Consider the following 20,842-nt stretch of genomic DNA (forward strand, 5'->3'; position numbering starts at 1 on the left):
GCCCTGGGTCCCCGGGGCGGCAGGGCTCCGGGGGAGGAACGACTGCCCGAAGCGACGACCGACCGCCCGCGGCTAGGGCAGGCTCGGCACCACCCGCCCCGTCACTTCCCCGAGACCCACCCGCGTCCCACCCGGACCCGGCGCCCACGCGGTCAGTGTCACCACGTCCCCGTCCTCCAGGAACGTCCGTTTGCCGTCCGGAAGTTCGAGCGGGTCCCGCCCGTTCCACGTCAGCTCCAGCAGTGAGCCGCGTTCGTGCTCCGTCGGGCCGCTCACCGTGCCGGAGCCGTAGAGGTCGCCGGTGCGCAGGGACGCGCCGTTCACCGTCATGTGCGCCAGCTGCTGGGCCGCCGTCCAGTACATGGTGGAGAACGGCGGCTCGGAGACGACATGGCCGTTGATCGCGACGGAGATGCGCAGGTCGTAGCCCCCCGGTTCCTCCTGTGAGTCGTCCAGGTACGGCAGCAGCGGATGCGTGCGCCCGGGCGGGGCCACCCGCGCGTCCTCCAGCGCGTCCAGCGGGGTGATCCACGCCGAGACCGACGTGGCGAACGACTTGCCGAGGAACGGCCCGAGCGGCACGTACTCCCAGGCCTGGACGTCCCGCGCCGACCAGTCGTTGAGCAGGCAGAGCCCGAACACATGGTCGCGGAAGGCCGTGAGCGGCACCGGCCGCCCCAGCCGCGACGGCACGCCCACCACGAAGCCCACCTCCGCCTCGATGTCCAGACGGACGGACGGCCCGAACACCGGTGCCGGGTCGGCGGGCGCCTTGCGCTGTCCCGACGGCCGCACGACATCCGTGCCCGACACCACCACCGTGCCGGACCGGCCGTGGTAGCCGATCGGCAGATGCTTCCAGTTGAGGGTCAGGGAATCCGCCGCGTCCGGGCGGAAGATCTGCCCGACGTTGCGGGCGTGGTTCTCGGAGGCGTAGAAGTCGACGTAGTCCGCGACCTCGAAGGGCAGGTGCAGCGTCACCTCGGAGAGCGGGTGCAGCAGCGGCTCCACGGTCTCCCGGTGCGCGGGCACCGTCACCCACGCCGTCAGCGCCCGCCGCACATCCGACCAGGTCGTGCGGCCCGCGGCCAGCAGCGGGTTCAGGGACGGACGCGCCAGCAGGGAGGCGTACGGGGAGCCGAGCGCCGTGGCCGCCGCGCCCGCGTCGAGCACATGGTCGCCCAGGCGGACGCCGACGCGCCGCTCGTCGGAGTCGGCGGGGGAGAAGACGCCGTAGGGGAGGTTGTGCGGGCCGAAGGGGTCGCCCTCGGGGACGTCGAAGGGGGGCATGGGATGCTGCCTCGCTTTCGTGCACTTCGGGTGTGCCGTGCATGGGGGTGCGTTTCAGTGCGTTCCATGCGGTCGCCGCACACGTTACGGGTGAGTCATCTGTCTTGGGCAGTGTCTAAAGAGTTTGCAATGTCCGTATTGGTCTTGTCGGAGGGGTCAATTCCGGCTTAGCGTCCTTTGGGGGACACGGACGGGGTGGGTCCGGTCCGTAGGGGGGACACGTGGGGGGACCCGTGGCCAGGAGCACCGGCGGTGTGCCGTTCGACGCGGACCGCGACGTGCCGGGGCTCATCGTGAAGTTCGGCGACTACCCGCTCCACCACGGCGGGGTCGGCGCGATCCGCAGCCTCGGCCGGCTCGGCATACCGATGTATGCGATCACGGAGGACCGCTACACGCCGGCCGCGGCCTCCCGCTATCTGCGGCGCGCCTTCGTGTGGCCGACCACCGGGACCGAGAAGCCGGAGCGGCTCGTGGAGGGCCTGCTGCGCGTCGGGCGCCGTATCGGCCGGCCGGCGGTCCTCGTCCCCACCGACGAGGAGGCAGCGGTCCTGATCGCCGAGCACCAGGACGCCCTGACCGGCCCCTTCCTGTTTCCCAAGGTGGAGGCGGGGCTCCCGCGGCGCCTCGCCAGCAAGCAGGGACTGCACGAACTGTGTGTGGAACACGGCATCCCCAGCCCCCAGGCGGCCTTCCCGCAGTCGTACGACGACATTCTGCGCTTCGCCGGCAAGGCCCGCTTCCCGCTCGTGGCGAAGAACCGCGAGGCGTTCGTGCGCCGCGAACGGCCCGCGGTGGGCGGCACGACGAAGATCGCCACCCGTGACGGGCTGCTCAGGCTCGCCCGCGACTGGGGCGAGAAGCCGGGCGTGATCCTCCAGGAGTACCTGCCCCGGGAGCAGGCCGAGGACTGGATCGTGCACGCCTACTTCGACCAGGACTCCACCCCGCTCGCCCTGTTCACCGGCGTCAAGGTGCGCTCGTGGCCGCCCCACGCGGGCATGACGGCCAACGCGTACGTCGTCGACAACCCGGAACTCGCCGATCTCGCCGCACGTTTCGTCAAACAGATCGGCTTCACCGGCATCGTCGACCTCGACCTGCGCTTCGACCGGCGCGACGGACAGTACAAACTGCTCGACTTCAACCCGCGCATGGGCGCCCAGTTCCGGCTGTTCGAGAACGAATCGGGGGTGGACGTCGTCCGCGCCATGCACCTGGACCTGACCGGCCGTGCCGTACCGGAGGGGGAACAGCGCGCCGGCCACCGGTACATCGTGGAGAACATCGACCTGCCGGCCCTGCTCGCCTACCGCCGCAGCGGCTACACGACACCGCACGCACCGGCCCGTGCGAGCGGCACGGAACTGGCCTGGTTCGCGGGGGACGACCCACTGCCGTTCGTCACGATGCTCGCGCGCTTCGTGCGGCCGGGCGCGAAGCACCTGTATCAGCTGTGGCGGACCAACCGCCGCGGCAGCACGACCCGTACGTCGTAGGCGTACGACCGGTACGTCGCAGGCGTACACGCTCCACCACGAAGTAGGCACGTCGCGTCCTGGGGAGGGACTTCGTGATTCAACCGGTAGCAGTCATCGGTGCCGGGCCGTTCGGCCTGTCCACCGCCGCCCATCTGCGCGGGCGCGGTATCCCGGTCCGCGTCTTCGGTGAGCCCATGGTCAGCTGGCGCGACAACATGCCCGCGGGCATGCTCCTGAAGTCCACTCCGGTCGCCTCGAACATCGACGCGCCCCAGCGCGGCCACACCCTGGCCGACTACTGCGACGCGGCGGGCATCCGCCGACTGGTGACGGACGAGGACATCATCCCGGTCGAGACGTTCATCGCGTACGGGGAGTGGTTCCAGCAGAAGCTGGTGCCCGAGCTGGAGCGGGTCCGGGTGGTCTCCGTGGACCGCCACAAGGGCGGTGGCTTCGATCTCAAGCTGGACTCGGGCGAGTTGTTCACCGCTCGGGCGGTCGTGGTGGCGACCGGCCTGTCGGGACTCGCCCACCTCCCACCGGAGCTGGCCGCCGCGGCAGTCGACGGCCCCACGCCCACCGGTCCGGTCTCGCACAGCTCCCAGCACCATGACCTCAGCCGGTTCTCAGGCAAGGAACTGCTGGTCGTGGGCGCCGGCCAGTCCGCGTTGGAGACGGCGGCGCTGGCGGCCGAGGCGGGCGCACGGGTGCGCGTCGTAGCGCGCGGGCAGGGCAGGGTCGCCTTCGGCGCACCCCCGTGGGACCAGCCGAAGCTGCGCCCCGAGTCGCCCTTCGGCCGTGCCTGGTCCCTGTGGGCGCTGAGCTACTACCCCCACCCGTACCGCTTCCTGCCCGCCCAGACCCGCCACTACCTGGTGAGCCGCGTCCTCGGCCCGCTCGGCGCGTGGTGGCTGCGCGACCGCTTCCAGGAGAACGTGCAGGTGCGTGAGGTCGTCGGCATCCTCAGCGCGTCGGTGGCGGACGGCAGCCCGGCCCTGACGGTCCGGACCCACACGGGCCGCACGGAGGAGATGACCGCGGACCACGTCATCGCCGCGACCGGCTATCGCGTGGACATCTCCGCGATGGACTTCCTGGGCCATGAGCTGCGTACACGCCTGGCGGTGAGCCGGGGCGCGCCCAAGCTCGGCGCGGGCTATGTGTCCTCGGTCCCGGGCCTGTACTTCACGGGCCTGCCGGCGGCGGCCTCCTACGGACCGGTGATGCGGTTCGTCTGTGGCACGGAGTTCGCGTCGCCGCGCCTGGCGAAGCACCTGGCGACGGCCCACGGCTGACCCCGGTCGGCCACCGGACCACCGCGTGGCCCTTCCCCCTCGGAAGGGCCACAGGGCCACGGTTGTCGAGCCGGATGCCGACCGGTTCTCGGAGGGGGCCGATGCCGACCGGTTCTTTGGCAGGAGGGCCAGAGGTCGGCCGCAGGCCAGTCGTAGGTCAGCGGTAGGTCGGCGGTAGGTCGGCCGGTTCACGACGGGTGGCCGGACGTCGGCTGGTTCGCGGTGAGTCGTGGGGGTGTTCCATCCGTATTCTCTGATCATGGCCGCACCCCTCGCATATTCACTCATCGCCACTGACCTGGACGGGACGCTGCTGCGCGGCGACGACACGCTCTCCGACCGGTCGAGGGACGCGCTGGCGCGGGCCGCCGCGGTCGGCGCGCAGCACCTCGTGGTGACGGGGCGTCCGGCCCCCAGGGTGCGGCCGCTACTCGACGACCTGGGCGGCAGGGGGCTCGCGGTGTGCGGGCAGGGCGCGCAGGTGTACGACGCCGGCGCGGACCGGTTGCTGTTTTCCGTCACCCTGGACCGGGAGTTGGCCGAGACCGCGCTCGGCAAGATCGAGGCCGAGGTGGGGCAGGTGTACGCGGCCGTCGACCAGGACGGCGTGGACGGGCTCACGCTCATCGAACCCGGATACCGGATGCCGCACCCCACGCTGCCCGCGGTGCGGGTCCAACGGCGCGACGACCTGTGGTGCGCGCCCATCAGCAAGGTGCTGCTGCGCCATCACGCCCTGACCGACGACGAGTTGGCGACGGCGGCGCGCAGCGCGGTCGGTTCGCTGGCGACGGTCACCATGTCCGGGCCCGGCACAGTCGAACTCCAGCCATGCGGCATCACCAAGGCGACAGGGCTCGCGCTCGCCGCCGAGTATCTGGGTCTGGGGCCGTCCCAGACCATCGCGTTCGGCGACATGCCGAACGACATCCCGATGTTCGACTGGGCCGCGCACGGCGTCGCCATGGCGAACGCCCACCCCGAACTCAAGGCGGTCGCCGACGAGATCACGAAGTCGAACGAGGACGACGGCATCGCCGTCGTCCTCGAACGACTTTTCGGGGGCCGCTAGACCTCGGCTTCAGCCTCGGTACGCGCGGCGCACAGCGTCAGTACGCGCTGTTGACGTTGTCGATGGAGCCGTACCGGTGGGCGGCGTAGTTGCACGCGGCCGTGATGTTCGCGACCGGGTCGTAGATGTTCCAGGACGTGCCCGGCACGTGGTACGCGCGGAAGGTCGGGTCGATGACCTGGAGGAGGCCCTTGGACGGGATGCCCATCCGGGCGTTGGAGTCCCAGAGGTTGATGGCGGACGGGTTCCCCGACGACTCACGCATCACGTTGCGGTGGATGCCGTAGTAGGAGCCGGGGATCCGGTGCTGCCGCATGACGACCAGCGACTGACGGATCCAGCTGTCGAGGTTTCCGGCGCGCGTCGTCATGGTCTTGGCGGCGGCGGTCGTGGTCGTCGCGGAGGCGGGGGTCGCGGCGGAAGCGCTGGTCGCGCCCAGGACCGGAAGGGCCAGAACGGCGGCACCCGTCCCCGCGACAGCGAGGGCACGGGTGAGGCGCGCGGCCTTGGAGCGGCGGTCCAGACGGCGTGCGGGCAGGGCGAAAGCGGGCATGTCGTAGTCCTCTCCGGCGCCTGCGAGGTGAGCTGTCGGGTTCGGGCGGGGAGGTGCCCGGCCTTGTCCTCGGTGCCGAGGACTCGGCTTCACCCCAAGCCGTTCCGGCGCTGTGTCCGGTCCGGCGGCTTACCTGGGTCCCCCGCTCCTGCCGTTGGTGGTGGATGGGCTCGCGAGCGGCGGCAGGATTCGGCGGTCCGCTCGGATCGATTGGGAAGGTATGCGAGAGCACATGTCGGGAACAAGCCTGGAAGTCACACTCCGAGGTAAATGACCTTGAAATGCGGGAATAAGGGATGTGATCCATTTTGTTGAACAGGGTTCAACTTGGCATAAGCAAAGCGGAAGTTGAGATTCCGAATGCTTCGCGTCGCCCCGCAACGGCGTGAGCTAACTCACTCGCACTTTCCTTGATCGGGATCCGCAATGCGGGATCCTGGGGCGGCAATTCGGACAAAAGGCTCGACGATCGCCTTTAGGTGGGGGTTTTATGGTGGCGAATTAGAGTAATTCGGACAGTTTCTGGATCTACGGGAACCCCCGCCCCCGGATCGGAAGGCGTGACCGACGTCACCCGTCATGCCGTAGCGGGCCGTATGGAGCCGATCTGTGCGTGCGCCTCGGGATTCCGGGCGTCCCGGCGGGATCGGAGGTGAGCCCGGCCGGGTGATGGTGCCGAGCGGGGCGTCCGGGGGGTCGCGTGGCCCTGCGGAGGCCTTCGGGGTGCGGGGCTGCTCCGGAAGCGGGATGCGAGGGGCGTTTCCGGGGACCGGTGCGCGTCGCCGGCCACCGGAAGGGGCAGCTTTCCGCTATGTCGCTCCAAACCCGCTCGTATCACCTGATCAAGAACATACCTCTCGTGATCCGATACGGCCCGGCCTGGAACAGCGGGCACTCGTGGTGATCGAAACCTGACCGGATACGCTGACTTGAGTGATGGCGGCGACAGATCGACAAACTCGGTGAGTCGAGTCGTCCTGACGACGTCATCGATCAAGTGACCGACCTCGATACCGACCGTGTGATCGTCAGCAGACGTCAGCAGACAGGAGACCTCACGTGACCGTCGTCGGGCCGTTCGGGCTGAGCGTGCGGGACCAGGCTCTGGAAGCCGATGTCCAGGCCGGATTGGCCGCTGTCGAGGAAGGGCTGCTCGACGCCACGAAGAGCGAGGTGCCCTTCATCACCGAGGCCGCGCAGCATCTCGTGCGCGCGGGCGGGAAGCGGTTCCGGCCGCTGCTCGTCATGCTCGCGGCGCAGTTCGGTGACCCGTACGCGCCGGGGGTCGTCCCCTCGGCCGTGGTCGTGGAACTCACCCACCTCGCCACGCTGTACCACGACGACGTGATGGACGAGGCCGAGGTGCGGCGCGGGGTGGCCAGCGCGAACAGCCGCTGGGGCAACTCGGTGGCGGTCCTCACCGGCGACTTCCTGTTCGCCCGCGCGTCCCACATCCTGGCCGACCTCGGCCCGGAGGCGGTCCGTATCCAGGCGGAGGCGTTCGAGCGGCTCGTCACCGGCCAGATCCTGGAGACGGCGGGCCCGCGGGACGGCCGTGACCCGGTGGAGCACTATCTCGACGTCCTCGCCGGCAAGACGGGCTCCCTGGTGGCGGTGGCGTGCCGCTTCGGCGCGATGATGTCGGGCGCCGACGAGACGGTCGTGGATGTGCTGACGCAGTACGGCGAGCGTCTCGGCGTGGCGTTCCAGCTGGCCGACGACGTCCTGGACATCGCCTCCGACTCCCACGAGTCCGGCAAGACGCCGGGGACGGACCTGCGCGAGGGCATCGCGACCCTCCCGGTCCTGCGCCTGCGCGAGCGCGCGCAGCGGCACGGGCTGCCGGAGGACGTCGCCCTGTGCGAGCTGCTGGACTCCGACCTCACGGACGACGACCGCCACGCCGACGCCCTCGCCCGGCTCCGGGTCCACCCGGCCCTCGAACAGGCCCGCCGCGACGCCGTCCGCTACGCGCAGGACGCCCGCTCGGCCCTGGCCCCGCTGCCGGACTGCGGCGCGAAGGCGGCCCTGACGGACATGTGCGACGCGGTGGTGCACCGGGCAGGGTGACGCGCCACGCGCCTCCCCGAGACCCGCGCCTGGCGTGTGCCACGTCACACGCCTTTCGGCCCGCCCTGACGACCCCTAGGGGTGGGGCACCGTGCCCCGCCTTTCGTGTCATACCCCAGAAGTACGCGGAGTTGGCCCCGCGGTCTGACGCTTCCCTCCCGGCGATTTGGTCCTATGGAGAGGACCACCTCACAGGAGTCCGGGGGAGAATGGCGGCGCAGGGGTGGACGAGTGCACAGACAGCAGGCCGCCGCCGACGACGGAGGTAAGGCACACATGGCACCGTACGAATCCGACGACAGCACACCCGCCGGGGAGGCCGAGGACGTACGCGACGGGCGGCGCAGGGCCGCGCGGTACGTCGTCCCGGTCACGGTCGTGGGCGTGGCGGCGGCGACCATCGGGCTCGTCCCGGCGTTCGCCGGTTCCGGGGACCCCGACCTGCCGAAGATCAGCGCGCAGCAGCTCATCGAGAAGATCGCCAAGTCGGACGTCCAGCAGATGTCCGGCACGGTGACGATCAGCACGGACCTGGGCCTGCCCAACCTGGGCGGCCTGGAGGACAGCCTGGCCTCGGGCGCGCTCTCCCGGGGCGAGCAGGGCAAGGGCGACTCGGCCGCCGACCCGAGCTCCAAGCTGCTGGAGCTGGCCTCCGGCACCCACACCGTGCGGGTCGCCGCCGACGGCCAGGACAAGCAGAAGCTCTCGCTCATCGAGAAGGCCGCCGAGTACAGCGTCATCCGAAACGGCGACCAGGTGTGGGCGTACGACAGCGCGTCCAACCAGGCGTACCACGTGACCGGCGCGGGCGAGCACAAGAGCGGTGAGAGGGCGTCCAAGGACGTGCCCGCCACACCCAGGGACTTCGCCGATCAGGCCCTGAAGGCGGCCGACAGGACCACCTCGGTGACGGTCGACGGCACGGCCCAGGTCGCGGGCCGGGACGCCTACAAGCTGCTCATCCGGCCGAAGCAGTCGGGTACGACGGTCGGCGCGATCAGCATCGCGGTCGACGCGAAGACCGGGCTGCCGCTGAAGTTCACGCTGACCCCGGCGAAGGGCGGCGCGGCGGTGCTGGACGTGGGCTTCACCCAGGTCTCGTTCGCCAAGCCGGCCGCGTCGACGTTCGACTTCGCGCCGCCCAAGGGCACGAAGGTCACCCAGGGCGACGACCTGAAGGCCGGGCACGAGGAGGCCGGGCGCGAGGCGCAGCACAAGGACACCGGGGGAACGCCCTGGGGCGGTGCGTCGAAGACCATCGGCGAGGGCTGGAACGCGATCTACGTGTTCGACACCGGCAGCAAGGGCGGCGTGCCGTCCGGATCGCCGTCCGGCGAGGGCGCGGCCTCCGGCTTCCTGAACTCGCTCGGCGACCACGTCACCGGCAAGTTCGGCTCGGGCACGGTCTTCTCCACCCGCCTGGTCAACGCCCTGATCACGGACAACGGCAAGGTGTACGCGGGCGCGGTCACCAAGGACGCGCTGGTGAAGGCGGCGAACGCGGGGAAGTGACCCCCGTACGGCGTACGGACGAAGGGGAGCAGGAGAGCCCATGGAGGAACTGCCCGCCGCGGAAGCGGAGTCGAAGGACTCACCGGCGCGGGCGGCGAGTGACCCCGAGGCCCCGGTCATCGCCACCCGCGCCCTCACCAAGCGCTACCGCGACGGGCAGCTCGCCGTGGACGGGCTCGATCTGACCGTCCCGGCGGGCAGCGTCTTCGGCTTCCTCGGGCCGAACGGCTCCGGCAAGACGACCACCATCCGCATGCTGATGGGCCTGATCGAGCCCACCTCGGGCTCGGCACGCGTGCTGGGGCAGCCCATGCCCCGGGCCACGCGCAGCGTGCTCCCGCACGTCGGCGCCCTCATCGAGGGCCCGGCGCTCTACGGCTTCCTCTCCGGCCGGGACAACCTCCTGCGCTACGACGCCGCCGACCCCACCGCCGACCCGCGCACCCGGCGGACGCGTGTCGCGGCCGCCCTCGACCGGGTCGGGCTCACGGCGGCCGCGGGCAAGAAGGCGAAGGCGTACTCCCTGGGGATGAAGCAGCGTCTCGGTCTCGCGGCCGCCCTGCTCCAGCCCCGCAGGCTCCTCGTGCTGGACGAGCCGACCAACGGCCTCGACCCGCAGGGTATGCGGGAGATCCGCTCCCTGGTCAGGGAACTGGCCTTCGACGGCACGACCGTCTTCCTCTCCTCCCACCTGCTGGACGAGATCGAGCAGGTCTGCACGCACGCGGCGGTGATGGCGCAGGGCCGGCTGATCGCGCAGGGCGCGGTGGGAGACCTGGTGGCCGGGGCGCGTGGACGTCTCGTCGTCACCACCCCGGACGTCACCGACGCGGCACGCGTCCTGAAGGAACAGGGCGTGGCCGATGTGGTGGTGGAGGTGAACCGGGTGACGGCCGAGCCCCTTGACCGGGAACTTTCCGATGTGAACGCCGCGTTGGTCACGGCGGGAGTCCGCGTACGCGGCTTCGGCGTCGAACGTGCCTCCCTGGAGGACGCGTTCGTGGCGCTCACGGGGGAGGGGTTCGATGTCGCAGGCTGAGCCGGCCGGCGTACTGCGCCGGACGAGCCCGCTGTGGACCTTCGGGCTGCTGCGCAGCGAGCTGGTGACCACGTTCCGGCGCTGGCGCACGCTCGCCCTGCTGGCCGTGCTCGCCGCCGTGCCGATCCTGGTCGGGATCGCGGTGAAGGTCCAGACGAGCGACGGGTCGGGCGGGCGGGACGGGGGCGGTGGCCCGGCGTTCATCACCCAGATCACCAACAACGGCCTGTTCCTGGTCTTCACCGCGCTCGCCGCGACGCTCCCGTTCTTCCTGCCGATGGCGATCGGCGTCATCGCGGGCGACGCCATCGCGGGCGAGGCGAACTCCGGCACCCTGCGCTACCTGCTGGTCGCCCCCGCGGGCCGTACCCGCCTGCTGCTCACCAAGTACGCCACCACGATCGCCTTCTGCCTGATCGCCACCCTCGTCGTCGCCGTCTCGGCGCTCGCGGTGGGCGCCCTGCTCTTCCCGCTGGGCGAGCTGACGACGATCTCCGGTACGCGCATCAGCTTCGCCGAGGGCCTCGGCAGGGCCCTGCTGATCGCGCTGGTCGTCGCCGCATCCCTGATCGGGGTGGCGGCCCTCGGACTGTTCGTCTCCACGCTCACGGGCAGCGGCATCGCGGCGATGGCGACGACGGTGGGCCTGCTCATCACGGTCCAGATCATGGACCAGATACCGCAGCTGCACGCGCTCCAGCCGTACTTCTTCTCGCACTACTGGCTGTCCTTCGCGGACCTGATGCGCGACCCGGTCTACTGGCACGACCTGATACGCAACCTGGGCCTGCAGGCCCTGTACGCGGCGGTCTTCGGCTCGGCGGCGTGGGCGCGGTTCACAGCGAAGGACATCACGGCCTAGGCACGGGCGGGCGGGGGCCGGTCGCGCCATCACGGTCCACCGGCCCCGCCGGGTCAGCCGCCCGGGCCGGGCCCGAGGTCGAGCAGCAGGGCCATCACGCCCACCAGTGTGGCGCTGCTGACGATCTCACCGCGTTCGATCATCGCCCGTACCCCCGGCAGCGGGACCCACTCCAGGCGGTCGGACTCGTTGCGCTCGGTCGGCTCGCCGACGCGCGTGGCGTCGTCCGTGCGGAACACGAAGTGCCGGGAGTCGGTGACACCGGCCGCGGGCTGGGCGCACATCAGCGGCCGCAGCGAGCGCGGGCGCCATCCGGTCTCCTCCTCGAGTTCGCGCCCTGCCGCCGCGGCGGGCTCCTCGCCGTCCTCGACGAGGCCCATGGGCAGCTCCCAGGCCCATGTGTCGGTGACGAAGCGGTGCCGCCACATCATGAGCACGCGCTGTTCGCGGTCGACGGCGGCTGCGACGGCGACGTCCCGCAGCCGGACCACGTGGTACTCACAGCGTGTCCCGTCGGGCTGTTCGACGTCGAGCGCCCGCAGCCGCACCCAGGGCGTCTCGTACAGCGCCCGTTCGCCGTGCACGGTCCAGCGCATGCTCAGCGCACCTCCGATCCGCCGCCCGAGGGCGTGAACGGGCCGACCAGGCGAGCCAGTCGGTCGCACTCACGGGGTGGCCGGCCCCCCAGGTCGCCGGTGCGCCAGGCGGGCACCCAGGGCACACGATGGACGCCGATCATCGACTCGATCGCCTTGACGCGCTGGGCGAGCGGGCGCGGCAGCCGGCCCGGCGCGTCCGCGACCAGCACCACGGCGTCCAGAGCGAGCCCGGGCGGGGCCGCGCCGCACCGGAAGACGTCGAGGGACCGGAGGACGGACCCCAGGCCGGTCGCGTGGGTGCGGGCGACCAGTAGCACCGAGGAGGGTTCGTCGTGCTCGGGACGGGGCCAGCCGCGGCCCGCATCGAACCCGCCGAAGACGGTGGCGAGCGTCGAGGTGCCGGCGCCGCCGTGGGTGGCCACCCAGGCGAACCGGCGTGGGCTCGCGGTGCCGTGGGACGGCGGCCGTGCACCGTCGACCACCGGCCCGCGGACCCAGATCTCCGGCCCGCCGGGCCCCTGCCGCGCGATCCCGTGCATCGCCTCTCCTCGATCGTTCCTCGCCCCTCGATCTTCACCCGCGGTGTGCGGGTTCGGTACCGGGCACCGGTTCCTGGGACGAGGCTGTGACGCGGCGGTGACGCGGGGACGAGCACGGGGGCGGGAAACTCGAAGGGGTGTGCCGTACGTCCCCGCACCCAGGGCCGGGGACGGAGACGAGGGGAGCCGACGCCGAATGGAGGCGGAGGACTTCGGCGCCTTTCCCCGACCGACCGACCCGAGTGAGGGAACGATGTCTCGACTCAGCCGCGGACAGAAGCGGGGCCGCTCCTTCGCGGGGGCCGCATACGACGGGGGTGCGGGGTCCGGGGTGACGCCGATCGAGGTCCGGGTGCCCGCGGGGACCCGCGACGGGGTGCCGGGCCCGGGAGCGACGGTGGGCGGGACGCCGGTGGTCGCGGGACCCGGGGAGCCGGTCCAGCAGGCCGTCCTGGACCACCTCCACCGCCTGGCCCGCGCCACGGGCCACCCGGTCCTCGCCTCGGTGCACGACGAACGGATCGGCTATCTCGTAGCGATCCGGGTGCACGTCGACGGCTCCAGCGAGTTCGCGGGGGAGCCGGTACGGAGGGGAGGGGCGCCCACGGCCGGAGGGGCGCCCACGGCCGCGGAGCCCGGTGGTTCGGCTCAGGCGGCACCCGTGGAGGCCGGGCCGCGCGACAAGGCCACGTACGGCCTGCGCCTGGTGGACACCCGGCAGCCGACCCCGGGCACCACGGCTCCCACGTTCCCCCGCAGGGCGGTGCACGACCCGTACGCACCGCCGGAGTCCCCGCCGCCCCCGCCGAGCACGCCACCGGCCGACATCGAGCCCGACACTCGCGTACTGCGCGCCCTGCCGGAGCCCGCCGAGTCCGAGCCCGCTCCCTCCCCCGCCCAGCGCACGCAGCCCGCCGAATCCGCCGCCCCCACGTCCCCCGGCCGTACCGTCGCGCCGTTCGGTCTGCAGGCGGTGCCCGAGCACGCCGCCTTCATCACCGCGACGTCCGGGCCGGCCCAGGCCCTGCCCGGTGCCCCGAACCACGGCGGCACCCCGCCGCCGCCCGCACCGCCGACCCCCGGCACCGTTTCGCCGCCGACAGGAACGTTCGGCCCGCCGCCGGTCATGCCGACCGCACCGTCCGCCACCCCCGCCGCTGCCGAAGCTCCCGAGCCCACCACTCGGCCCACGCCCGCCTTCTCCTCCGCCCAGACCCCCGAAGTCGCCGCGCCTGCCACCACGGAAGCGGACCCCGCCCCCGACCCCGACGCCCGCTCCGCCCCAGACTGGAAGCCCGCCGCCGACCGCACCCCCACTCCCGCCCCTGCCCCTGCCCCTGAGATCTTCCCCATCGCCGCCGGCCAGGACGACGAGGTCAAGGAGCCGCCCGTGCGGGAGTTCGACTCCGTGGCGGAGGCCGTGCTCGGGGATGCGCCGGCCGGCGGCGTGTACGGGCCCGTCTCCGAGTCCATGGCCCGGATCAGCGCGGCCGTGAAGCAGGGCCGTCTCGAGGAGGCGTCCGGGCTGGCCGAGCAGGCCGTCGCCGAGTCGGCCGCGAGCCTCGGCGACGAGCACCCCGACGTCCTGCACCTGCGCGAACTCACCGCCTACATCGCCTACCTGGCGACGGACCCCCTGCGCTCCTTCCGCCTGTCGCTGGACCTGGCCCGCATCCGGCACCGCCTCGGCGACCCGCGCGGGGCCTACGGCAACGTGCAGAGCGCGGCCGCCGCCTGGCGCGCCGTACGCGAACCGGTCCAGGGGCTGGACCTCGGCCGCGACCTCATCGCCGTATGGAGCGAACTCGCGGCCCAGGACGGCCCCGCCGCCGACGACCTCGACCAGCTCGAGAAGGCCCGCAGCCGCATGGGCCGCCTGGCCGAGCGCGCTCGCAAGGCGTCCGGCGAGCGGCCTGCCGTCCAGTAGGCGCCACGGCGGCTACGGCGTGGCGTCCACCGGGTCCGCGTCCGCGGTCCGGCTCACCGTCGCGGTGGCGGCGCGGGCGCCCGGGATCGCCCCGCCGAGCGTCCGCGCGGCCCGCCGCGCGGTGCGCAACGCGTCCGCCGTCAGCAGCGACAGCGCCAGCCAGACCAGCGCGAAGCCCGCCCAGCGCTCGGGCGGCATCGCCTCGTGGAAGTAGAGGATGCCCAGCAGGAACTGGAAGACGGGCGCCAGGTACTGCAGCAGCCCCAGCGTCGACAGGGGAACCCGTATGGCCGCGGCCCCGAAGCAGACGAGCGGCAGCGCGGTGACCACCCCGGTGGCCGCGAGCAGCGCCGCGTGACCCGCCCCCCGGGATGTGAACGTCGACTCGCCGTGCGCCGACAGCCACAGCAGATACGCCAGCGCCGGCAGGAACTGCACGGCGGTCTCCGCGGCCAGCGACTCGATGCCGCCGAGGCTGACCTTCTTCTTCACCAGCCCGTAGGTGGCGAAGGAGAACGCAAGACACAGGGAGATCCACGGCGGACGGCCGTAGCCGATCGTGAGGACGAGCACGGCGGCGAAGCCGACCCCGACCGCCGCCCACTGCACCGGCCGCAGCCGTTCCTTCAGGAGCAGCACGCCCATGGCGATGGTGACGAGCGGGTTGATGAAGTAGCCGAGCGAGGCCTCCACCACGTGGCCGCTGTTCACGGCCCAGATGTAGACGCCCCAGTTGACGGTGATGACAGCCGCGGCGACCGTGATCAGCGCGAGCCGGCGCGGCTGCCGGAGCAGTTCCCCCGCCCAGGACCAGCGCCGCATCACCAGCAGTGCGAGGGCGACCAGGACCAGGGACCACACCATTCGGTGAGCGAGGATCTCCATCGCCCCGGCGGGCTTCAGCAGGGGCCAGAACAGCGGGACGAGCCCCCACATGCCGTACGCGGCGAAGCCGTTCAGCAGACCTGTCCGTCGCTCACCCTTCGGCTCCCCGGCCACGGGCCCTCCCTCACGCTCGCGGCTGCCCGGTGCAGCCTCCACGAAGGTAGCGCGAGGACCCCCGCCTGTCATGCCCGTATCGGCATACGGTCATGACAGGCGGGGGCTGGGAAGCTCAAGGGCCCGAAGGGGGAGTTCAGCCCTTGAGCGCGGCGGTGATCGCCTCGGTGAGCGGGGTGGTCGGGCGGCCGGCCAGGCGGGAGAGGTCGCCGGTGGTGACCTCCAGCTCGCCCTTCTCGATGGACGCGTCCACGCCGGCGAGGACCGCGGCGAGCGGCTCGGGCAGCCCGGCGCCCTTCAGGATCCCCTCGTACGCCTCGACGGGGACGGCGTTGTATGTGATCTCCTTGCCGGTCTGCTTGCTCAGCTCGGCGGCGTACTCGGCGAAGCCCCACGCCTCGTCGCCGCCCAGCTCGTACGCCTTGTTCTCGTGGCCCTCGCCGGTCAGTACGGCGACCGCGGCGGCCGCGTAGTCGGCGCGCGAGGCGGAGGAGACGCGTCCCTCGCCGGCTGCCTGGACGACGGCGCCGTGCTCGAGGACGGGGGCGAGGTTCTCGGTGTAGTTCTCGTGGTACCAGCCGTTGCGCAGCAGCACATACGGCACGCCCGAGGCCAGGATCGCCTGCTCGGTGGCCCGGTGGTCGTCGGCGAGGGCGGCCTTCAGGCTGCCGGGAGCGCTGGTGTAGGCGAAGAGGGCGACTCCGGCGGCCTTGGCGGCGTCGAGGACCACCTGGTGCTGCTGGACGCGGCCCTTGTCGAACTCGTTGCCGGAGATCAGCAGCACCTTGTCGCCGGCCGAGAACAGGCCGTCGAAGGTCTCCGGAGCGTTGTAGTCGGCGACGGCGATCCGCACGCCGCGCTCCGCGAGGTCGGCGGCCTTCTCCGGGGTGCGGACGACCGCGGTGATCTGCTCGGCCGGAACCTTCTCCAGCAACTGCTCCACCACATGACGGCCGAGGTGTCCGGTGGCTCCGGTGACGACGATGCTCATGACTTGGATCTCCTTGTGGGGTGCTTTCTTACACTCACCCTAGGAGGTGCGCTAACTAAGCGAAAGTACCCACTTTGAAGTAAGGTACTGGCATGACAGTAAGTGATGGAGCCGCCGGCAGGCGCGACGCCGCCGAGGCGATGTGCCCCTACCGCCTCGTCCTGGAACACGTCACCAGCCGCTGGGGCGTGCTCGTCCTGATCGAGCTCCTCGACCGCCCCCACCGCTTCAGCGAGTTGCGCCGGGCGATCGGGCGGACCGCCCGGGTCAGCGAGAAGATGCTCACCCAGACCCTGCAGACCCTGGAACGCGACGGTCTGGTGCACCGGGACGCCAAGCCCGTGATCCCGCCGCGCGTCGACTACTCCCTCACCGGCCTGGGCCGCGAGGCCGCCGAGCAGGTGCGGGCGCTGGCGCTGTGGACCCACGACCGCATGGCGGACGTGGAGAAGGCCCGGCAGGCATACGACGAGGCCCGGGCGTTGTCCGCCCGGGCCTCGTGAACGGCGGCTCAGCTCAGCCGACGACGGTCCAGGTGTCCCCGCCGGCGAGCAGGGTGGCCAGGTCGCCCTTGCCGTTCTGCTCGATGGCGGCATCGAGCTGGTCGGCCATCGCCGTGTCGTAGACGGGCCGCTCCACGGACCGGAACACGCCGATCGGGGTGTGGTGGAGGGTGTCCGGGTCGGCGAGGCGGGAGAGCGCGAAGGCCGTGGTGGAGGAGGCGGAGTGCGCGTCGTGGACCAGGATGTCCGCCTCGTTCTCCGGGGTGACGGTGACGACCTTCAGGTCGCCGGTCTGCCGGTCCCGTACGACACCGCGCGCGCCGTCCGATCCGAACCGGATCGGCTGCCCGTGCTCCAGCCGGATCAGGGCCTCGTCGGCGCTCTGCTTGTCCTTGAGCGCGTCGAAGGCGCCGTCGTTGAAGATGTTGCAGTTCTGGTAGATCTCGATCAGCGCCGTGCCCGGGTGGGCCGCGGCCTGGCGCAGCACCTCGGTGAGGTGCTTTCGGTCGGAGTCGATCGTGCGGGCCACGAAGGACGCCTCCGCGCCGAGGGCGAGCGACACGGGGTTGAACGGCGCGTCGAGGGAGCCCATCGGAGTCGACTTGGTGATCTTGCCGACCTCTGAGGTGGGGGAGTACTGGCCCTTGGTCAGGCCGTAGATCCGGTTGTTGAACAGCAGGATCTTCAGGTTCACGTTGCGGCGCAGCGCGTGGATCAGGTGGTTGCCGCCGATGGACAGCGCGTCACCGTCACCGGTGACCACCCACACGCTCAGATCGCGCCGCGAGGCCGCGAGCCCGGTCGCGATGGCGGGCGCCCGGCCGTGGATGGAGTGCATGCCGTACGTGTTCATGTAGTACGGGAAGCGGGACGAGCAGCCGATCCCGGAGACGAAGACGATGTTCTCCCGGGCGAGGCCAAGCTCCGGCATGAAGCCCTGGACGGCGGCGAGGATCGCGTAGTCACCGCAGCCGGGGCACCAGCGCACTTCCTGATCGGACTTGAAGTCCTTCATGGACTGCCTGGCCACGGCCTTGGGGACGAGCGAAAGCGCCTCGATCGTGCCCGTGCCTTCCGTGGTCGTCTCAGCCATCGATGGCCTCCTTGAGCGCCGCGGCGAGCTGCTCCGCCTTGAACGGCATGCCGTTGACCTGGTTGTAGGAGTGGGCGTCGACCAGGTACTTCGCCCGGATCAGGGTGGCGAGCTGGCCGAGGTTCATCTCGGGGATCACCAGCTTCTCGTAACGTCCCAGCACCGCGCCGAGATTCCGCGGGAACGGGTTGACGTGCCGCAGATGGGCCTGCGCGATCGACTCCCCGGCCGCACGCAGCCGGCGCACCGCCGCGGTGATCGGCCCGTACGTCGAGCCCCAGCCGAGCACCAGGGTGCTCGCGCCGTGCGGGTCGTCCACCTCCACATCGGGTACCACGATCCCGTCGACCTTCGCCTGGCGGGTGCGAACCATGAAGTCGTGGTTGGCGGGGTCGTAGGAGATGTTGCCGGTGCCGTCCTGCTTCTCGATGCCGCCGATGCGGTGCTCCAGGCCGGGCGTGCCCGGGACCGCCCATGGGCGGGCCAGGGTCTGGGGGTCGCGCTTGTAGGGCCAGAACACCTCGGTGCCGTCGTCCAGGGTGTGGTTCGGGCCCTGCGCGAACTGCACCCTGAGGTCGGGCAGCTCGTCCAGCTCGGGGATGCGCCACGGCTCCGAGCCGTTGGCCAGGTAGCCGTCGGAGAGCAGGAAGACCGGGGTGCGGTAGGTCAGCGCGATCCGGGCCGCCTCCAGGGCGGCGTCGAAGCAGTCGGCCGGGGTGCGCGGGGCGATCACCGGGACCGGGGCCTCGCCGTTGCGGCCGTACATCGCCTGCAGCAGGTCCGCCTGCTCGGTCTTGGTGGGCAGACCGGTGGACGGGCCGCCGCGCTGGATGTCGACGATCAGCAGCGGCAGTTCCAGGGAGACCGCGAGACCGATCGTCTCGCTCTTGAGCGCGATGCCCGGCCCGGAGGTGGTGGTCACGGCCAGCGACCCGCCGAAGGCGGCACCGAGGGCAGCGCCGATGCCGGCGATCTCGTCCTCGGCCTGGAAGGTGCGCACACCGAAGTTCTTGTGCTTTGACAGCTCGTGCAGGATGTCCGAGGCCGGAGTGATCGGGTACGAGCCCAGGAACAGCGGCAGGTCCGCCTGACGTGAGGCGGCGATCAGGCCGTACGCCAGCGCCAGGTTCCCGGAGATGTTGCGGTAGGTGCCCACCGGGAACGCCTTGACGGCCGGGGCGACCTCGTAGGAGACCGCGAAGTCCTCCGTCGTCTCCCCGAAGTTCCACCCCGCCCGGAACGCGGCGATGTTCGCCGCGGCGATGTCCGGCTTCTTGGCGAACTTCGTCTTCAGGAACGCCTCGGTGCCCTCGGTGGGCCGGTGGTACATCCAGCTCAGCAGGCCGAGCGCGAACATGTTCTTGCTGCGCTCGGCCTCCTTGCGGGTGAGGTCGAAGTCCTTCAGCGCCTCGACGGTGAGGGTGGTCAGCGGCACCGGGTGGACGTTGTAGCCGTCGAGCGACCCGTCCTCCAGGGGAGAGGCGGCGTAGCCGACCTTCTGCATCGCGCGCTTGGTGAACTCGTCGGTGTTGACGATGATCTCCGCGCCGCGCGGCAGGTCGCCCACGTTGGCCTTCAGGGCGGCCGGGTTCATGGCCACCAGCACGTTCGGCGCGTCGCCCGGGGTGAGGATGTCGTGGTCGGCGAAGTGCAGCTGGAACGACGACACACCCGGCAGCGTCCCGGCAGGGGCGCGGATCTCGGCGGGGAAGTTCGGCAGGGTGGACAGGTCGTTGCCGAAGGAGGCCGTCTCCGAGGTGAAACGGTCGCCGGTGAGCTGCATACCGTCACCGGAGTCCCCCGCGAACCGGATGATCACCCGGTCGAGCCGGCGCACGTCCTTCGTGCCCGCCGGTTTGCGCTGTTCTCCTACGACGGCTCCGTCCGCCTGTCCCGCTGGACTGCTGACCTGGCTGGTCACTGAACTGGACCTCCCTCGAGGCGGCTGTCTGGGAGTGGCCGTCCCACCGGCCTTCCCAGGACCAACCCTACGTCGGTAAGGGTCGCCTTCCCTCGACCGTTCGCATGATGGACACCATCGTGAGACGGTCCGGCGCCCCGACTTGTCATCATTTGTTCGCTCGCCCCCCGGGTGCTGCGCGTGAAAAAGGCTCCCTGCTCGTCCTTCGGCCGGCACTGGCGTACGCGACGGCACCGGAGCCCCGGTTGTGTCCGGATCCGGCAGCGCCGCCTGACACAGTCTCAGCTGTTCAGGAGTTGAGATAGGTGAGCACGGCCAGAACACGCCGGTGATCCCCGTCACTCGGGGACAGACCGAGCTTCAGGAAGATGTTGCTGACGTGCTTCTCGACGGCTCCGTCGCTGACGACGAGCTGCCGGGCGATCGCGGAGTTCGTCCGTCCCTCGGCCATCAGCCCGAGCACCTCCCGCTCCCGCGGGGTGAGCGCCGCCAGCACGTCCTGCTTGCGGCTGCGCCCGAGCAGCTGTGCGACCACCTCGGGGTCCAGCGCGGTGCCTCCCTCGGCGACCCGCACGACGGCGTCCACGAACTCGCGCACCTCGGCGACCCGGTCCTTGAGCAGATAGCCGACGCCACGACTGGAACCGGCCAGCAGTTCGGTGGCGTACCGCTCCTCCACATACTGCGACAGCACGAGCACCCCCAGTCCGGGATGCGCCCTGCGCAGCTGGACCGCGGCCCGGACACCTTCGTCCGTGTGGGTCGGCGGCATCCGCACGTCGGCGACGACGACATCGGGCAACTCGCCCTGGTCCGCCAGCTCGGTGATGGTCTTGATCAGCACCTCCGCGTCCCCGACACCGGCGACGACGTCATGCCCGCGGTCGGTCAGCAGCCGGGTCAGCCCCTCCCTGAGCAGCACAGAATCCTCGGCGATGACGACACGCACCCTGTCCTCCACGATCCCCCCGGCCCCCGCAACCTGTCTCCGGTCCGCACGACAGGCTCCAGCATTCCAGGATCGGGACGCGCGCGGGGTCGCTGCGGGGGCGAAAGGGGGGTGTGTCAGGCGGACGGGCGGAAGAATCCGGCGTCG

The 20,842-nt window shown here is 71.3% G+C and carries 18 protein-coding genes and 1 riboswitch; of the genes, 9 read left to right on the forward strand and 9 right to left on the reverse strand.

The window, feature by feature from the left end; all coding sequences use genetic code 11:
• Positions 1 to 72: 72 nt before the first annotated feature.
• Positions 73 to 1,290, reverse strand: a complete 1,218-nt coding sequence (fahA, locus tag ACZ7L1_RS22465; RefSeq protein WP_471439569.1) for a fumarylacetoacetase — start codon at positions 1,288 to 1,290, stop codon at positions 73 to 75.
• Between the two features lie 254 nt (positions 1,291 to 1,544).
• On the opposite strand from fahA, the gene ACZ7L1_RS22470 reads away from it, so the two are divergent.
• The 3 genes from ACZ7L1_RS22470 (at position 1,545) to ACZ7L1_RS22480 (ending at position 5,138) form a co-directional block, all read left to right on the forward strand.
• Complete coding sequence (locus ACZ7L1_RS22470; protein WP_471439742.1) at positions 1,545 to 2,789, forward strand: carboxylate--amine ligase; 1,245 nt, start codon at positions 1,545 to 1,547, stop codon at positions 2,787 to 2,789.
• Positions 2,790 to 2,863: 74 nt separating this feature from the next.
• On the forward strand, positions 2,864 to 4,066 hold the full coding sequence (locus tag ACZ7L1_RS22475; RefSeq protein ID WP_471439570.1) for an FAD-dependent oxidoreductase: 1,203 nt from the start codon (positions 2,864 to 2,866) through the stop codon (positions 4,064 to 4,066).
• 259 nt (positions 4,067 to 4,325) lie between these two features.
• A complete protein-coding gene (locus ACZ7L1_RS22480; RefSeq protein WP_471439572.1) occupies positions 4,326 to 5,138 on the forward strand; it encodes an HAD family hydrolase in 813 nt (270 codons plus the stop codon).
• A gap of 37 nt (positions 5,139 to 5,175) precedes the next feature.
• On the opposite strand, the gene ACZ7L1_RS22485 is transcribed toward ACZ7L1_RS22480, so the two are convergent.
• Positions 5,176 to 5,691 (reverse strand): transglycosylase SLT domain-containing protein, encoded by a 516-nt coding sequence (locus ACZ7L1_RS22485; RefSeq protein WP_471439574.1) that lies wholly within the window; start codon positions 5,689 to 5,691, stop codon positions 5,176 to 5,178.
• A gap of 4 nt (positions 5,692 to 5,695) precedes the next feature.
• Positions 5,696 to 5,896, reverse strand: a riboswitch (cyclic di-AMP (ydaO/yuaA leader).
• An 854-nt stretch (positions 5,897 to 6,750) separates the two neighbouring features.
• On the opposite strand from ACZ7L1_RS22485, the gene ACZ7L1_RS22490 reads away from it, so the two are divergent.
• From ACZ7L1_RS22490 to ACZ7L1_RS22505, 4 genes are all read left to right on the forward strand, one after another.
• Positions 6,751 to 7,761 (forward strand): polyprenyl synthetase family protein, encoded by a 1,011-nt coding sequence (locus ACZ7L1_RS22490; RefSeq protein ID WP_471439576.1) that lies wholly within the window; start codon positions 6,751 to 6,753, stop codon positions 7,759 to 7,761.
• Positions 7,762 to 8,037: 276 nt separating this feature from the next.
• The gene (locus ACZ7L1_RS22495) at positions 8,038 to 9,273 is read left to right on the forward strand and encodes a LolA family protein (protein ID WP_471439578.1); all 1,236 of its coding nucleotides are present in this window, start codon (positions 8,038 to 8,040) and stop codon (positions 9,271 to 9,273) included.
• 40 nt (positions 9,274 to 9,313) lie between these two features.
• Entirely contained in the window at positions 9,314 to 10,312 is a 999-nt protein-coding gene (locus ACZ7L1_RS22500; protein WP_471439580.1) for an ABC transporter ATP-binding protein, read from the forward strand.
• Entirely contained in the window at positions 10,299 to 11,174 is an 876-nt protein-coding gene (locus tag ACZ7L1_RS22505; RefSeq protein WP_471439582.1) for an ABC transporter permease, read from the forward strand. The genes ACZ7L1_RS22500 and ACZ7L1_RS22505 overlap by 14 nt, the downstream gene beginning before the upstream one ends.
• Positions 11,175 to 11,227: 53 nt before the next feature.
• On the opposite strand, the gene ACZ7L1_RS22510 is transcribed toward ACZ7L1_RS22505, so the two are convergent.
• Positions 11,228 to 11,770, reverse strand: coding sequence for an NUDIX hydrolase (locus tag ACZ7L1_RS22510; protein ID WP_471439584.1), 543 nt, complete (start codon positions 11,768 to 11,770; stop codon positions 11,228 to 11,230).
• Positions 11,771 to 11,772: 2 nt separating this feature from the next.
• Positions 11,773 to 12,312: a DUF6668 family protein gene (locus tag ACZ7L1_RS22515; protein WP_471439586.1), complete on the reverse strand. Its 540-nt coding sequence runs from the start codon at positions 12,310 to 12,312 to the stop codon at positions 11,773 to 11,775.
• 253 nt (positions 12,313 to 12,565) lie between these two features.
• Here ACZ7L1_RS22515 and ACZ7L1_RS22520 point away from each other — a divergent pair, with 253 nt between their 5' ends.
• A complete protein-coding gene (locus ACZ7L1_RS22520) occupies positions 12,566 to 14,239 on the forward strand; it encodes a hypothetical protein (RefSeq protein WP_471439588.1) in 1,674 nt (557 codons plus the stop codon).
• A 12-nt stretch (positions 14,240 to 14,251) separates the two neighbouring features.
• Here the strand turns inward: ACZ7L1_RS22520 and rarD are convergent, their stop codons facing one another.
• Together rarD and ACZ7L1_RS22530 are read right to left on the reverse strand one after the other, a co-directional pair.
• Positions 14,252 to 15,175 (reverse strand): EamA family transporter RarD, encoded by a 924-nt coding sequence (gene rarD / locus ACZ7L1_RS22525; RefSeq protein ID WP_471439744.1) that lies wholly within the window; start codon positions 15,173 to 15,175, stop codon positions 14,252 to 14,254.
• Between the two features lie 199 nt (positions 15,176 to 15,374).
• Entirely contained in the window at positions 15,375 to 16,229 is an 855-nt protein-coding gene (locus tag ACZ7L1_RS22530; protein WP_471439590.1) for an SDR family oxidoreductase, read from the reverse strand.
• A gap of 92 nt (positions 16,230 to 16,321) precedes the next feature.
• Here ACZ7L1_RS22530 and ACZ7L1_RS22535 point away from each other — a divergent pair, with 92 nt between their 5' ends.
• Complete coding sequence (locus tag ACZ7L1_RS22535) at positions 16,322 to 16,732, forward strand: winged helix-turn-helix transcriptional regulator (protein WP_471439592.1); 411 nt, start codon at positions 16,322 to 16,324, stop codon at positions 16,730 to 16,732.
• A gap of 13 nt (positions 16,733 to 16,745) precedes the next feature.
• Here ACZ7L1_RS22535 and ACZ7L1_RS22540 read toward each other — a convergent pair whose 3' ends face one another.
• From ACZ7L1_RS22540 to ACZ7L1_RS22550, 3 genes are all read right to left on the reverse strand, one after another.
• The gene (locus tag ACZ7L1_RS22540) at positions 16,746 to 17,825 is read right to left on the reverse strand and encodes a 2-oxoacid:ferredoxin oxidoreductase subunit beta (protein WP_471439594.1); all 1,080 of its coding nucleotides are present in this window, start codon (positions 17,823 to 17,825) and stop codon (positions 16,746 to 16,748) included.
• Positions 17,818 to 19,746 carry a 2-oxoacid:acceptor oxidoreductase subunit alpha gene (locus tag ACZ7L1_RS22545; protein ID WP_471439596.1) on the reverse strand — a complete coding sequence of 643 codons (1,929 nt, stop codon included), beginning with the start codon at positions 19,744 to 19,746 and terminating at the stop codon, positions 17,818 to 17,820. Before ACZ7L1_RS22545 ends, ACZ7L1_RS22540 begins: the two co-directional genes overlap by 8 nt.
• 289 nt (positions 19,747 to 20,035) lie before the next feature.
• Entirely contained in the window at positions 20,036 to 20,695 is a 660-nt protein-coding gene (locus tag ACZ7L1_RS22550; protein ID WP_471439598.1) for a LuxR C-terminal-related transcriptional regulator, read from the reverse strand.
• Between the last annotated feature and the right edge of the window lie 147 nt (positions 20,696 to 20,842).

The organism is Streptomyces sp. NPDC107546, assembly GCF_055639175.1.